General features: G+C 59.7%; 12 protein-coding genes. 1 reads left to right on the forward strand and 11 read right to left on the reverse strand.

What is annotated here, in order from left to right; all coding sequences use genetic code 11:
• Window positions 1-5: 5 nt before the first annotated feature.
• The 11 genes from FE840_RS17580 to uxuA all read right to left on the reverse strand — a co-directional run bounded on the left by FE840_RS17580 (window position 6) and on the right by uxuA (window position 13,767).
• Window positions 6-560: a tripartite tricarboxylate transporter TctB family protein gene (locus FE840_RS17580; protein ID WP_138287535.1), complete on the reverse strand. Its 555-nt coding sequence runs from the start codon at window positions 558-560 to the stop codon at window positions 6-8.
• Complete coding sequence (locus FE840_RS17585; RefSeq protein ID WP_138287534.1) at window positions 557-1,510, reverse strand: Bug family tripartite tricarboxylate transporter substrate binding protein; 954 nt, start codon at window positions 1,508-1,510, stop codon at window positions 557-559. Before FE840_RS17585 ends, FE840_RS17580 begins: the two co-directional genes overlap by 4 nt.
• Before the next feature lie 182 nt (window positions 1,511-1,692).
• Window positions 1,693-4,188 (reverse strand): sensor histidine kinase, encoded by a 2,496-nt coding sequence (locus tag FE840_RS17590; protein ID WP_138287533.1) that lies wholly within the window; start codon window positions 4,186-4,188, stop codon window positions 1,693-1,695.
• On the reverse strand, window positions 4,175-4,855 hold the full coding sequence (locus FE840_RS17595; RefSeq protein ID WP_138287532.1) for a response regulator transcription factor: 681 nt from the start codon (window positions 4,853-4,855) through the stop codon (window positions 4,175-4,177). Before FE840_RS17595 ends, FE840_RS17590 begins: the two co-directional genes overlap by 14 nt.
• Window positions 4,856-4,932: 77 nt before the next feature.
• Window positions 4,933-5,733 carry a FadR/GntR family transcriptional regulator gene (locus tag FE840_RS17600; protein WP_138287531.1) on the reverse strand — a complete coding sequence of 267 codons (801 nt, stop codon included), beginning with the start codon at window positions 5,731-5,733 and terminating at the stop codon, window positions 4,933-4,935.
• Window positions 5,730-6,539: an ATP-binding cassette domain-containing protein gene (locus FE840_RS17605; protein ID WP_138287530.1), complete on the reverse strand. Its 810-nt coding sequence runs from the start codon at window positions 6,537-6,539 to the stop codon at window positions 5,730-5,732. Before FE840_RS17605 ends, FE840_RS17600 begins: the two co-directional genes overlap by 4 nt.
• Entirely contained in the window at window positions 6,536-8,332 is a 1,797-nt protein-coding gene (locus tag FE840_RS17610; protein WP_138287529.1) for a dipeptide/oligopeptide/nickel ABC transporter permease/ATP-binding protein, read from the reverse strand. Before FE840_RS17610 ends, FE840_RS17605 begins: the two co-directional genes overlap by 4 nt.
• The gene (locus FE840_RS17615; protein ID WP_138287528.1) at window positions 8,329-9,276 is read right to left on the reverse strand and encodes an ABC transporter permease; all 948 of its coding nucleotides are present in this window, start codon (window positions 9,274-9,276) and stop codon (window positions 8,329-8,331) included. Before FE840_RS17615 ends, FE840_RS17610 begins: the two co-directional genes overlap by 4 nt.
• Before the next feature lie 61 nt (window positions 9,277-9,337).
• On the reverse strand, window positions 9,338-10,891 hold the full coding sequence (locus FE840_RS17620; protein WP_138287527.1) for an ABC transporter substrate-binding protein: 1,554 nt from the start codon (window positions 10,889-10,891) through the stop codon (window positions 9,338-9,340).
• A 171-nt stretch (window positions 10,892-11,062) separates the two neighbouring features.
• The gene (locus FE840_RS17625; protein WP_138287526.1) at window positions 11,063-12,541 is read right to left on the reverse strand and encodes a mannitol dehydrogenase family protein; all 1,479 of its coding nucleotides are present in this window, start codon (window positions 12,539-12,541) and stop codon (window positions 11,063-11,065) included.
• Window positions 12,538-13,767, reverse strand: a complete 1,230-nt coding sequence (gene uxuA / locus FE840_RS17630; RefSeq protein WP_138287525.1) for a mannonate dehydratase — start codon at window positions 13,765-13,767, stop codon at window positions 12,538-12,540. The genes FE840_RS17625 and uxuA overlap by 4 nt, the downstream gene beginning before the upstream one ends.
• A 122-nt stretch (window positions 13,768-13,889) precedes the next feature.
• Between uxuA and FE840_RS17635 the strand changes: the two genes are divergently transcribed.
• Window positions 13,890-14,588, forward strand: coding sequence for a GntR family transcriptional regulator (locus FE840_RS17635; protein ID WP_425502220.1), 699 nt, complete (start codon window positions 13,890-13,892; stop codon window positions 14,586-14,588).
• Window positions 14,589-14,598: the final 10 nt, after the last annotated feature.

Consider the following 14,598-nt stretch of genomic DNA (forward strand, 5'->3'; position numbering starts at 1 on the left):
GTCGATTACCGTATCAAGAGGTTTAGGGAGTTTTCGAGCGGACCTGCCGGCAGTGCCAGACCAAGGCCATAACGAAAAAGGATGAACAGCAGGATCGACATCCCTGCGCCGATGGCAAAGTTTAAAACCAGCGTCTTCTGGCCGAAGCCAAAGGCTGTCAGACCAAACAGCGCGGTTGACGCAAGCACGAAGCCTGCACCGGCATAAAGCAATGCGATCTGGGCAACGATACCGGCAATGACCAGAAGCAGGCCTGGTGTGTTGAGCAAGGGCCGGACCTCGAAGCCGCCACGCCAGGCCATGATGAGCGTCAGGCTGGCGAGGAGAACGATACCGCCTCCGACGATGTAGGGGACGATTTCCGGGCCGAAGCCGGCATAGGAGCGCCGGACCGGATAGCCGGACGCATCGGAAAAGATGATCCAGGCAAGTGCAAAGAGTGCTGCGGCAATCAGCAGGCCGGCCAGATCACGCTGGTTGCTGGCCGGTCCCGCTTCATCCTCGCCGCGCAGCCGGGGTTCCTCCCCGGCTGCTTCCTTGTTGTTGACAAGATCGGTCACTCGGCGATCCCCAGTTCCTTCAGGACTTCAGTCGTGTTTGCGATCTGCTGGTCGAGATAGGCAGCAAATTCATCGCCGGCGAGGAAGGTGTTGACCCAGCCCTTGGTTTCGAGAGCCTGGTTCCAGGCGGACGAGGTCGCCATCTTCTCGATGACGCCGAGAAGCTCGGCACGCTGCTCATCGGTGATCCCCGGCGCTGCTGCGATCATGCGCCAGTTCTGGACATCGACATTGAAGCCCTGTTCGACAAAGGTCGGGGCATCAAGATAGGCCTGACGCTCGGGTGCGGTGATGCCGATCACCTTCAGGGCACCGGCTTCAATCTGGCTGGAGAATTCGCTATAGCCGGATACGCCGACGCTGACCTGGCCGCCGAGAATGGCAGCAAGCGCTTCACCACCACCGGAGTAAGGAATGTAGTTGATCTGCTCGGGCTGAACGCCGGCTTCACGCGCAAAGATACCGGCTGCAATATGATCGACGCCACCGGCAGAACCACCCGCCCAGGTCACTGCACCCACGTCTTCCCGAAGGGCTTTTGCCAGATCCTCGGCCGAGTTGATGGGGCTGTCAGCACCGGCAACGACCACGACATATTCGCCTGTCAGGCGGGCAAGCGGCGTGATGTCCTTGAGAGACACTGGCGAGTTGTTGGCGATGATGGCGCCAACCATGACATAGCCGCCGACGATCGTTGCGGCAGGATCGCCCGACGAACGGTTGACGAATTGCTGCAGGCCAATGGTGCCACCCGCGCCGGCCACATTTTCAACCTGGATGTTGGAGACAAGTCCCTCAGACTGCAGGGTTGCCTGGATGGTACGTGCTGTCTGGTCCCAGCCACCGCCCGGCCCAGCCGGTGCCATGATGCGCAGCTCGTTGACCTGTGCAAACGCGCTCGGCGCAACAAGCGACGCAGCAAAAGCGGCAGCAATAGCGAATTTCTTCATGAAGTCCTCCCATGGACGGATCGTTGTTGGCACGGGCCATATTGGGAGAACTGCTGGCGGCAACGGCTGTGCACGCGCGGTGACACGCAGTCGCCGGGCATAACGATCAACCGATGAAACCTCCCCAGGCACCTCCCATGCCCGATGGGTCAACTGTAGCGCCTCTTCCTGTCATCGTCCTGTCATCGCCCCGAGATCGCCGATCGGGGAACACGCGGAGAAACGATTTCCTGCCAGCTGGCCAGGAAGCGGCTCCGCCTTTGAGGATCGAGTGCCACCATCAGGACCGGAGCAAGGGCAATGGGCTGCAGCGCACCCTGTCCCATCGCGGAGATGCGTTCCTGGGTCCAGCTGCCTTGAGATTGCGGCATGACGGATCCGAGGGCAGAAGGTCCTGCCGCCACGCTTTGGCCAGAGGGTGACAGGGCAAAGTCCACAAAGGCCCTGGCCAGATCAGGGTTTGGTGCCTTGCGCGGGATCAGCATGCTGCGGGTGAGCACGAGCACATAATCATCTGGAACGACGATGCCGATCTGAGCACCCGCTGCCTGCTGGGCAAAGGCATAGGAGCCCAAGACATTGTATCCGATCGCAAGCTGCCCGGCTGCAACACCGGCCAGGATCTCCGGACTCGAATCACTCAAGAGGGCCTCCACTCGGCCAAATGCCGCGGCCAGTCGCCAGAACTGGGAGGAGATCTGCTGGTCCTGGGAGGCAAGGAGATAGCCGACCCCGCTTCGAGCAATGTCATAAGTGGCAACCTTGCGCATGAAGCGCTGCGGTTCGGTTTCGAGGAGTTCGGCCAGTTCCCTGTGACTGCGGGGCTGCGATCCGGGCGGAATCAAGGCCGGATTGTAGATGATCACCGCTGGTTCATAGGTAAAGCCGATGACCTCGGCGCGCCATTGGGCCCAGCCGGGCAGCCTGTCCAGCCAGGGTGACGGATGGCGAAGCGCATGACCGTCATTGGCCAGCTTCAGTTGAAGGTCGGCAGCAGAGCTGATCAGAAGGTCGGGTGCCGGCTCAAGCGTATCGGCAAGGTAGCCATTATAGAGCGAGAGACTGTCTATCTCGCTGTAGTGGACGGCAATACCGGGATTCTGGGTCTGGAAAGCATCAATGAAATTGGCAAAAAGCGCCGTGTCTGTGGTTCCGGCAATAACGAGTTGCCCGGTCTGCTGCGACCTGGAAGGATAGAGCTGGGCTTCGGTTTCCATGGGGTTTGCAAAGGCGAGGACCGCAAGCACTGCCATGCTGATCAGCGCACGGGCCACCTTCTGTTTCTGGTCGATGTCCCGCTCCAGGGGCAGTTCCACCATGACTTCCAGCCCGCCCCCTGCCCTGTCAAGCAATTGCAACCTGCCGCCATGACCCTCGATGACGCGACAGGCCATGGCAAGACCCAGTCCTGATCCGATCTTGCCGTCGACACCAGTGCCACGAACAAAACGCTTGAGCAGCTCGTCCTTTTCGCTGTCTGCGATACCGGGGCCGCGGTCGCTGACCGAAAGACCGATATGCTGCAGGCCGGCTTTGCGACCCCTTGACGATACCGCAATCTCCACCTGGCCATCACTGTAAGCCAGGGCATTGCTCAGCAGATTGCGGAGCATTTCGCGAAGACAGACGCGGTCACCCTGCAAGACGGCTGCATCCGTATCCCGTTCCCGCTTGACGGCAACACGGGGACGCAGGTCCGGATCCAGGCGATCCACGACCTCATCCACCAGAGCGGCCACAGAAACCGGCTGCAGGCTGATGGCATCCATGCGATGGGAAATGGTCGCGTCCATCAGCAATTGCGAGACGAGGTGGCTTGCTTCCACCGCACCGTCATGAATGCGCGCCACTCTTTCTCGAAGCGTGTCTTCGCTTGTTTCAGTCAGCGCCAATTCGGATTGCGCGCGCAAGGAAGCCAGCGGATTTCTCACCTGATGCGCCGCTTCCGCAACCAGGCCCGCCATGCGTTCGGTCGACACACCCAGCCGCTCCATGAACCCGTTCAGGCCGCCAACCAGTCGCTGGACCTCCGTTGGAACCGGCACTTCAATCGGAGAGAGATCATCTGGCCGGCGTTGACGTAACACGCGATCAATGACGGCAAGAGGCGCAAGAGCACGACCAACAACGACCCAGACGAGGCCGAGCGCCAAAAGGGTCAGGACGGCAACTGGAACAATCGCGTTCTTGAGGATTTCGTTGGCAAGCGCTTCCCGCGCTCCAAGTGTCTCGGCCACCCGGATGGTGACCCAACCTGTTCCCTGATCCGTCGACACCAGACGACCAACGCTGACGAGGCGCACCGGTTCGCCGTTATGAACGGTATCGGCAAACACCGCGACGTCGGAAACGGCCAGAGGTTGCTCTGTGGCAAGATCCGGGTAGCCTGTCACGTGACTGCCACGCGGACCCAGAACGCTGTAGAAGACCCGTTCCTGACCCGAAACCATGCTGAAGGCAGCCGCCGGCAGCTCGAGAACGACCGCCCCTTCCTCAATCTGGACGGCTCCGGAGATCGACAGGGCCGAGGCCGAGAGCAGCCGATCGAAAGCCCGGTCGGAGGCCCGGTTGGCGTAGTCGTTGATAAAGACAATCAAAAGCGTTGCAGAGCCCAGAAGCAAGACAGCCGCGAGACGAAAGACACGCCATCTGAGCGAGGTCGGCTTAGGCTGCGCCATCATCCACGACCCTCAGCATATAGCCGACACCGCGCACGGTCACCACTTCCACGCCTTCCTTGCCGATCTTGCGTCTCAGTCGTGAGACAAGCAGTTCCAGGGCGTTTTCCGAGCCACCATCGCCGAGATCGAAGAGACGCGCCATCAGTCGTTCGCGCTGAACGACGCGTCCGAGATGTCCGGCGAGGATCTCCAGCAGGCGAAATTCGCGCAGACCGAGTTCAAGTGGCCTGCCGTCAATCGAAACGAGATGGCCTTCGGGATCGATCGACATCCGCCCGACCTGGAGATCGGATACGGCATTGCCGGCGGGGCGGCGAACAATGGCACGAAGACGCGCTTCAAGCTCGCGCAGGTCGAAGGGCTTCACGAGATAATCATCGGCCCCGAGATCAAGAAGATCGACCTTCTTGTCCACTTCCGCCTGCGCCGTCGTGATGAGCACGGGCACCTCGCAGCGCTTGCGCCGCAATCGCTTGACGATTGCCATGCCGTCTCCGCCGGGCAGCGTCAGATCGAGAATGAGGGCATCAAACTCCTCGTCCTCAAGCATGTCTTCGACACCTGCTCCATCGGTGTTCCAGACAATGATGTGCCCGCTCGAGCGCAAGCGCCGCTCGATCGCCTCGCCGAGATCCTTGTTGTCTTCCACCAGCAGGATTTTCATGAGGCTAAATAAGCATAGCCATTCCTCAAAAGGAATGGGATGAGGAGAGCCTGGCGTGCTTGCTGCAGTGGAGATCGTCAGCCATGATCGCTTGCGTCCAGTTTTTCGGCCCTCGAAAGCATGTAGCGCTCGGCGGCAATCATATGCTGGCGCGACACGTCATAGGCCTCTTCGGCTCTGCCATCTTTCAAGGCGGCCAAAAGCCGATACTGAAACAGCAGACCCTCTTCGCGAGAGGCTGGCTCCGGATCGGCATAGATCCGCCGCGCCAGCGGAAGATTGCGCAACATGTTCTGCGCAAAGACGCAAGCGAACCCCAGCACGGGGTTGGGACAGAGTTGCGCCAGCAGGGAGTGGAAGTCGAGTTCGGCCATCCGCTGCTGATACTGTTCGGACAGATCGACCGGTGAATGATCATAGATGCGGATCGTGTCTTCCAGGCGTGCCAGATCTGACGCCGAGACCTTTCCCGCCAGGAGGGCCGCGACTTCAGGCTCGAGCGCTTTCCTGACGGCATAAATGTCAGTCAGGGAAGGCCTTTCGAAAAAGAAGACATTGTCCAGAAGTTCCAGCGCGTGGGAGCCAGACAGGCGCGAGACGAAGGCGCCCCCACCCGGACCACTGCGCGTCTTGATCAGGCCCTGGGTCTCAAGCGCTTTCATCGCTTCACGGACTGTCCCCTTGGCCGCTGAGAAAAGCTGGATCAGGTCCTTTTCCTGAGGCAGCCGGTCGCCTGGCTGCAGACGCTGGTCTCGGATCAGGTCCTTGATCCGATCGGCAATCAGCTCAGGACGCCGTCTGCTTCTCTTGGCCGGGGTGAAGAGCCTGAGCGTTGCGCCATCAGTCTGCCCCCTCTCGCTTTCATTGCCGTCTGTCATGACCTGTCTTTTGTCCGGATACGCGGTGCGCTCGCAAGCAGACGTTTGGTATAGTCATGTTCGGGCTGAGAAAACAGCCGTTCGGCGGAGGCTTCCTCCACCACCTTGCCGAAATGCATCACGGCCACGCGGTCGGCAATGGCTTCCACTACCGCAAGGTCATGGCTGATGAAGAGATAGGAAAGATCGAACTCGGCCTTCAACCGGCTGAGGAGCAATAGGACCTGCGCCTGTACCGACACGTCAAGCGCGCTGACAGGCTCGTCCAGGATCAGGATTTCAGCTTCTGCCGCAAGGGCACGCGCGATGGCAATCCGCTGGGCCTGGCCACCGGAAAACTCGTGCGGATAGCGTTCAAGCGTGTCCTTGGGCATCTGCACTGCATCCAGCAGATCCTGCATGCGGTCCCGGCGTTTCGCCGCATCATAGCCGCAGAGAACGCGAAGCGGCGTCTCGAGCGTTTCCCGGATCGTCTTTCGGGGATTGAGCGACGCAACAGGATCCTGGAAGACATACTGGATCACTCGCCCGAAAGCGCGCGCACCTTCTCTGGCAAGGGCGCCCGCGTCCTTGCCACCAATCCGCATCTGGCCGGACGTCGGTTTTTCAAGGCCGACCAGCATGCGTGCGAGCGTGCTCTTTCCCGAACCGCTTTCGCCGACAACAGCCAGGGTTTCGCCCCGGACCAGTTTCAAACTGACCTGGTCGACCGCCTTGACGACATGGTTTCTGCCACCCGGAAACCGCCGCCCTCCTCCGAACTGCTTTGTCAGATCGGTGACCTCCAGGGCAAAGTGACCGCTCATGAAAGCGCTCCTTTTGCCCCTGCGTCAAAGAGCCGGGCAATGCGCGGCAGGAAGGCTGGTCCGTCGCCGATCTCCGGCACGCAGGCAATCAGCCGCCTTGTATATTCGTGTTGTGGATCAGACAGGATCCTGGCTGTCGGACCAGTCTCGACGATCTCGCCATCCTTCATGACGGCAACCCGGTCGCATATCTGCGACACGACGGCGAAGTCATGGGTGATGAACAGCAAAGCCATGCCCCGCTCCTTCTGCAGCGCGGCAAGAAGGTCAAGCACCTGAGCCTGAACCGTGACATCCAGCGCTGTGGTTGGTTCATCGGAAATGATCACATCGGGATCATTGGCAAGGGCCATGGCAATGCCGACGCGCTGTCGCTGGCCGCCGGAAAGCTGATGGGGATAATGCCCTGCCCTTTCCCGTGCCTCCGGTATCTGCACTTTATCAAGGAGAGCTATCGCCTTCTCGGCAAGGTCCTTGCCGGAAAGCGGCTGATGGGCGGCAAGGGCCTCTTCCACCTGTTTTCCGATCGGATACATCGGGTGAAGCGTGGTCAGCGGATCCTGAAAGATATAGGCAACCCTCTTGCCGCGGCAGGCAATCAGCCTGGCTTCGGACATGGACAAGACATCTTCATTATCAAGATAAATGGCCCCATCACCAATGATACCGGGCGGAGAGCCAACCAGACCCATGACGGAGAGTGCCGTCACGCTCTTGCCCGACCCGCTTTCACCAATCAGGCCGAGGCACTCACCCCGTCTGACGTAAAGCGACACGCCTTTGACGGCGGATGCGATCCTCTTGCGCTGCTCGAAGCCTGTCTGAAGTCCCACAATCGACAGGGAAGCGTCGGGATGCGGATTGGCTGGTGCATGACGGTCCCGCCGCAAGGCCGTAACCGGCCCGGGCCGTGCCAGTGCGCCGGATTTCAGGCGAGGATCCAGCACATCCCGGATGCCATCCCCCAGAAGATTAAGGCAGATGACGATTAGAAAGATCATCACACCGGGAACGATTGAAACATGGGGTGCCGTGAAAAGTTGTGCCCGTCCTTCGCCGAGCATCGAACCGAGATCGGCCTGAGGCGGCTGGGCGCCGAGACCCAGGAAGCTGAGGCCTGCCGTCTCAAGGATCATCCAACCGGCAGTCGTCGACATGGTGATGACGATAACGGGCAGCACATTGGGCAGGATTTCGCTCAGGATGATCGCCAAGGGCCCCTTGCCGGACAGTCTTGCAGCATCAACGAATTCGCGGTGCGACAGACCAATGGTAATGCCCCGGACGTTTCGGGCGAAAAACGGGATGTTGACGATGGCAATGGCATAGAGCGCATTCATCAGGCCAGGCCCGAGAGCTGCAACAATCGCGAGGGCCAGAAGAATGTACGGAAAGGCCATCAGCATATCGATCCCGCGCATCAGGAGATTGTCCGTGCGCCCACCGGCATAGCCGGACATGATGCCGATCGCCGAACCGAGGATGGCGGCCACAAGAGTTGCAGCAAAGCCGACCGCAATCGACACCCGGGTTCCCCAGATCAACCGGCTGAGGATATCGCGACCCAGCTGGTCAGTTCCAAGCAAATGCCCTTCGCTGAGAGGCGGAAGCAACCTGTTGACTGGTGCTGTCGCATCAGGATCAGACAGCGGAAGCCAGGGGGTTGAAAGGATTGCAATCAGAAGAATAGAAAGCAGGACAAAGCCAGCCGCTGCCAACCGATTGTTGAAAAGCAGACCCCATGCAGATATCCGACCGGAAGTCCGCCTGGCTTGAATGGATGTGTCGCTCATGTGCGGATCCTCGGATCAAGCATCGACTGAAGGAGATCGGCGAGCAGATTGAACAGAACATAGCTTGAAGCCACCACCAGCACGCCACCTTGCACCAGGAGGATATCCCGCGTGGAAATGGCCTTGACCAGCATGGCGCCAATCCCCGGCCACTGAAAAACCGTCTCGATATAGACCGCGCCGCCAAGAACAAAGCCGGCCTGGATGCCGATCACGGGAATGACGCCGACAAGGGCAGCTCGGAAGGCATGGCGATAGATGACCTGCCGCTCGTTCACACCCTTTGCCCTCGCAGTGCGAATATAGTCCTGACGCAGGACTTCAAGCATGGCACCACGTGTCAGTCGGGCAATGACGCCTGCTGCAACGACAGAAAGCGTCGTGGCCGGCAGGATGAGATGCCATAACAAGTCCTTCAGATCGCCACCGCCATAGACCGCATACATGCCCGAGACCGGCAGCACGCGCCATTCAACGGCAAAGAGCAGGATCAGCAAGAGCCCGAGCCAGAAGGACGGCATCGAGATGCCGGCCAGAACAACGAAAGTGATGATCCGGTCAGCCCAGCCAAACTGGCCTACGGCTGAGACCACTCCGGCCAGAAGGCCGATGATGGAGCAGAGAACGAGCGAGACACCGGCAAGGATCAAAGTGGCCTGAAAGCGCTCCAGCACCTCGTCCAGGACGGGGCGGTTGAGCGCGAAGGAGCGACCGAAATCCCCCTGCAGCACATTGCCGATCCAGATCAGATATTGCTGTGGCAGAGGCTTGTCGAGGCCCAGATCCCGGTTGATCCGCGCGACATTCTCGGGCGTTGCATAGGAGCCGAGGATCGCAGTGGCCGGATCACCGGGAATGAGAGCCATCACCAGGAAGACGATGATCGACAATCCGAACATGACCGGAATGATCGCGAGCAGGCGCTTGACAATATAGGTGAGCATCCTCGCTCCCTTCTGGCCTTGCGGTCCCGCACGACAAGCGCGCGGGACCGGGAGCTAAAGCTTACTTGCTGACATCCTTCAAAAGCAGCAGGAAGGACGGCTGCAGCTTGAACCCGTCGACCGCAGCCGAGGTTACGGCGTTCTGCTTCCAGTTGGCGACGAAGAGCCAAGGCGCATCCTCGTGCACGATCCTTTGCACCTCGCCATAGAGCCGACCGCGCTCTGCCTGATCCGTAGAAGTGCGCGCCTTTTCAAGAAGGTCATCGACCTCCGGATTGGAATAATAGCCGGAATTGAAGCCCCCCTGATCGGGCATGGCCGCACTGCGCAAGGCAAGATAGGGCAGGGTATCGGGATCATTGGTCATCCAGGCCATTTCGGCCATGTCCGCCTTGCCCTCCAAACCGGGATTGACCCGGCCAAGGAAGGTGTTCCACTCATAGGTTTCGATGGTCACATCAAAACCGACGGCCTCCAGATCGGCCTGAATGGCGGCTCCCATGGTGACGGGATCGAGCATGCCGGATCCGCCCTCGGTGACATAGAAGGTCAGTTCCGGATTTTCGACACCTGCTTCGGCGAGCAATGCCTTGGCCCTTTCGGGATCATGGGGATAGGGCTCGACCGTGCTTTCGACCCAGTTGAAGGCAGGCGGGATCGGGCCGGCTGCAACCGTGGCCGTGCCCTGGAGCACGTTATCGACCAGTGTCTGCTTGTTGACGGCATAATTGGCCGCCTGGCGCACTTTCTTGTCGGCAAAGGGGCCTTCTCGGGTATTCAGGATGCCGAACCAGACATGGGGACCGGCCTGCTCCGCGACGGTAAAGCTGCTGTCCGTTCTGAAGCTTTCGAGATTGTCCGGTGGGACTTCGACCATGACATCAATACCACCAGACATCATCTCGGCAACGCGGGTATTGGCGTCTGTGATCGGTCGGAAGACGACCGCCTCCAGTTGCGCCGCACCGTCCCAATAATCAGGATTCTTCTCGGCAACGACCCGCTGGTTCGACTGCCATTCGACAAAGCGGAAGGGACCCGTGCCTGAGGGATTGCGGCCAAAATCCTCGCCATGCTCGCGAACGGCAGCCGGCGAGACAATCAGACCGGTGGGATAGGCGAGGTTTGAAAGGAAAGGTGCAAACGGTTCCTTCAGCTTGAACTCGACCGTGCGGGCATCAAGCGCATTGACACTGTCAATGGCGGAAAAATTGAACGACAGGGGGAAAGGACCCGTGTCGTAGAAGGGGTGATCCTCATTGAGCATGCGGTCGAAGTTGAACTTGACCGCCTCGGCATTCAACTCGGAACCGTCATGGAATGTGACACCTTCGCGGAGCGTGAAGGTATAGGTCTTGCCGTCCTCGGAAATTTCCCAGCTTTCGGCCAATGCGGGCTCGACTTCCAGAGTTCCATCCTTGTAGCGCACCAGCCCGTCATAGAGATTGGCCAGAATTCGGAAGTCATTCGTGGCTGTCACCGTGTGGGGATCAAGGGATTGCGGCTCGGCAATCTGTCCGACAACAAGCACGTTGGGTGGGGTCTGTGCCTTGGCCGTGCAAGCCAGGCCAGCAAGTGCCACAGCGGCCACTGCCGTGCGAAACAGCCTCTTCATGGGGAAATCCTTTCGATTTGGCTCCGTTCGTGAGGCCTCCTATTAATACCTATAAAAAAATCATCATCAAGAAATTATCATAATAATTATTGCGGCTCGTCTTTCTTCCGATCCTGGGAGCTGATCTCGACATTCATCGGATCTGTGCGCTTTCCAGGCCTTGCCTGCCATTCAGACAGGCCGCTCCAGTTCCGCCTGGATGGCGGCCGACATTTTGCGTTCCAGCATCAATGACAACCGGCTGGTCACGGCCGTCCTGAAATTGTCGCTTGCGGCAAGCGCAGGAGGGAAAAGGTTCGGGAGACGCAGCAGCGCGTCTACGATTAGCGCAGCGTCCTCGCCGGCATCGGCGAGACAAGCGGACAACTCACCCTCACGCGGATCGCGCAGCGCATATGGGGTGCCGTCATCCTTTCGTCCCAGACAATAACGCATCCAGGCTGCGACGGTGAAGGCAAAGGGCGCGATATCACCCTGGCGCTGAAGCGTTTCAAGGCAGGGAATGAGCAGCCTCTGCGGCAGCTTCTGGGTCCCATCCATCGCAATCTGATAGGTTTCATGGGCAATGGCAGGATTGGCAAAGCGCATCTTGAGCGCTTCGGCGTAACGGGCGAAGTCCACTCCGCGAAGCGGATGCAAGGTTGCCGAGGCTGCGGTCAGATGGCGCTCGACCAGTCTGGCGAGATGTGGATCGGCCATGACCTCGCGAACGGTCGCCTTTCCAGACAGGAAACCGCTATAGGCAAGCATCGAATGGGTGCCGTTCAGCATGCGCAGCTTCATGTGTTCGTAGGGCCGGACATCATTGGCAAGGATTGCGCCGGCTTTGTCCCAGGCAGGCCTGCCATTGCAGAACTTGTCTTCGATCACCCATTGGGAAAAAGGTTCCGTCTCTTCTGCCGCTTGATCGACAAAGCCTGTGAGGGAGAAGGCATCCTCTGTTGTCCGTGACGTCGCAGCAGGCGTGATGCGATCCACCATGGTGGACGGAAAGGTCACATGGTCGGAAATCCAGCGCGACAGACCGGTATCCATGCGGTCGGCAAATTCAAGAACACCGGCTTTCACCAGCAGACCATTGTCCGGCAGGTTGTCACAGCACAAGACCGTGAACGGGGCTGTGCTGGCGAGCCGCCGCTGATTGAGTGCCAGAACGAGATAGCCGATCAGGCCGACGGGTTCGTGCGGATTGGCCAGATCGTGGGTGATCGCCGGGTGGGTCAGATCAAGTTTGCCTGAGCGCAAAATGCCATAGGCCTTCTCGGTCACGGTCATGCTGACGATGCGGGTTGATGGCGCAACAAGGGCTGCAACAAGAGCGCTTCGGTCTCGTGATGCGGCGATCACATGCGAGATTGCCCCGATGATCCTCGCCTTGGTGCCATCTGTGTCGCGCTCCAGAAGCGTGTAGAGGCCATTTTGCGGGTTCATCGCCTCGGCAGCGGCAGTGCCACGCAGGCTTGCGCCGATGATGCGCCAGTCCCCGCCCGCAATCGCCAGGGCTGTGTCGGTATAGACCGCCTGATGGGCCTTGTGAAAGGCACCGAGGCCGATATGCACAATACCCGCACCATGCTCGTGCGGTGTGTAGCCCGGTCGAGCGATTGTCTGCGGCAGACCGTCGAGGCTCGTCAAGCGCGTGCCCTTCATCGCTGCTGATACTCCTCAAGGCCCCATTGCTGATGGGACAGCGCGGTCATGATGCCCCTCAGTTCGGCAAGACCCTTCAGCCGGCCGATCGAGGGATAACCGGGTTGTGCCTTGCGCGTGAGGTCATCCAGGATGTCCTGACCATGGTCGGGCCGGAAGGGAATGGACCAGTCCTTGCGGCCTGCCGCCTTTCTTCGCGCTTCTTCCTTCAAGGCTTCCGCAATCAGCGCCACCATGTCCGTGTCGCCGCCCAGGTGTTCGGCTTCGTAGAAGGACCCGGCAATCGAGGAACTCTCCCGGTGGACATTGCGCAGGTGGAGAAAATGGACCCTGTCGCCAAGCCGCCGCATCATGCCCGGCAGGTCATTGTCGGGTCGCGCACCGAGCGATCCCGAGCAGAGCGTGATGCCATTGGCCGGGCTGTCGACCGCCTTCAGGATCTTCCCATAATCCGCCTCGGTGGACATGATGCGCGGCAGGCCGAGCAGCGCAAAGGGCGGGTCATCGGGATGGCAGCACATCCTGATGCCGATCTCCTCGGCAACCGGGATCACCTCGCTCAGGAAGTCGATGAAATTCTGGCGCAGCCTGTCGGTCGATATCGCGTCATATTCTGCAAGGTGGCGGCGCACATCATCCATGGTCATGTGGTCTGCGGCACCCGGCAATCCGAAAACCACATTGCGGGCAAGGGCGTCTGCGTCATCAGGCGTCATGCCTTGCCAACGTTTTCTCGCATCTTCGACGACATCTTCCGGGAAGTCGTCAGAGGCACAAGGGCGCTCCAGAATGAAGATGTCGAACAGCGCGAAGTCGACATAATCGAAGCGCATGCAGGTCCCGCCATGGGCCACACGATAGGCAAGGTCGGTGCGCGTCCAGTCGAGGACCGGCATGAAATTGTAGCAGACGATCTCGATGCCGGCGGTGGCGAGATGGCGAAGGCTTTGCTTGTAAGCCACAATGTGGTCGCGCCAATTGCCTTTCTGCTTCTTAATGTCTTCGGAGACGGGAAGACTTTCCACGACATCCCATGTCAGCCCCGAGGGGCGTCCATCCCGCATGCTGGCGATCTCGCCCTGGCGCTTGAGGATTTCTTCGACGGGCCATACCGCTCCGGTCTCTATGTGATGAAGGGCGGATACGACCCCCTCCACTCCGGCCTGACACATATCGTCAATACCAACGAGATCCTTCGGCCCAAACCACCGCCATGTCTGCCGCATGCTTCCTCCTACAAGGCCTGTTTGGCCCTTTGTCTCAGACTGGCAAAAACTAACAAGTTCTTTTTGAGTTGACTAGTATGGAAGTATGGAATTATGGTTGGACAACATCGGAGGAGACGGATGTGACTGTGCCTGCTCGCAATGAATGGCTGATTGATCTTGCCGCGCCGGTCGGGCCGCAACTGCGGCGAATCCTGCGGGAACGGATCATCCGCGCGGACTTGCGACCGGGGACCCTGCTCTCAGAATCCGAGATTGCCGGCGTCTATGATGTCAGTCGCCAGCCGGTTCGCGAGGCTTTCATCAAGCTTGCCGAAGATGGCCTGGTCGAGATCCGGCCCCAGCGGGGCACCATCGTTCGCAAGATTTCCAGGAATGCCGTGATGGATGCACGCTTCGTGCGTGAGGCTGTCGAGGCAGATATTGTGCGACTGATTGTCGAACAGGTACCGACATCTGCCGTGATTGCCGATCTTCGCCGCCTGATCGCCATGCAGGTCGAGGCCTCCAAAGGCGACAGGGCCTGGTTCATGGAGCTGGATGAACAGTTTCATCGGGCACTTGCCATGGCAGCCGGCAAGATTGGTGCCTGGCGGGTGATCGAAAGCTCGAAATCCCAGATGGATCGGGTTCGTTATCTGTCGACCCTGCATTTTCCCATGCGCAAGCTGGTCGACCAGCATGCCGCCATTGTCGATGCGATCGAGGCTCGCGAGCCCAAAAAGGCCAATGACGCCATGCGCCTGCACTTGCGCGAGGTCTTGAACGATCTGCCGACCATCGCGGCTGCCGCACCGGAACTCTTCGAGGCGGAGGACTGAACGCGCGCCT

The sequence above is a fragment of the Peteryoungia desertarenae genome (assembly GCF_005860795.2).
In the GTDB taxonomy this organism is placed as follows: domain Bacteria; phylum Pseudomonadota; class Alphaproteobacteria; order Rhizobiales; family Rhizobiaceae; genus Allorhizobium; species Allorhizobium desertarenae.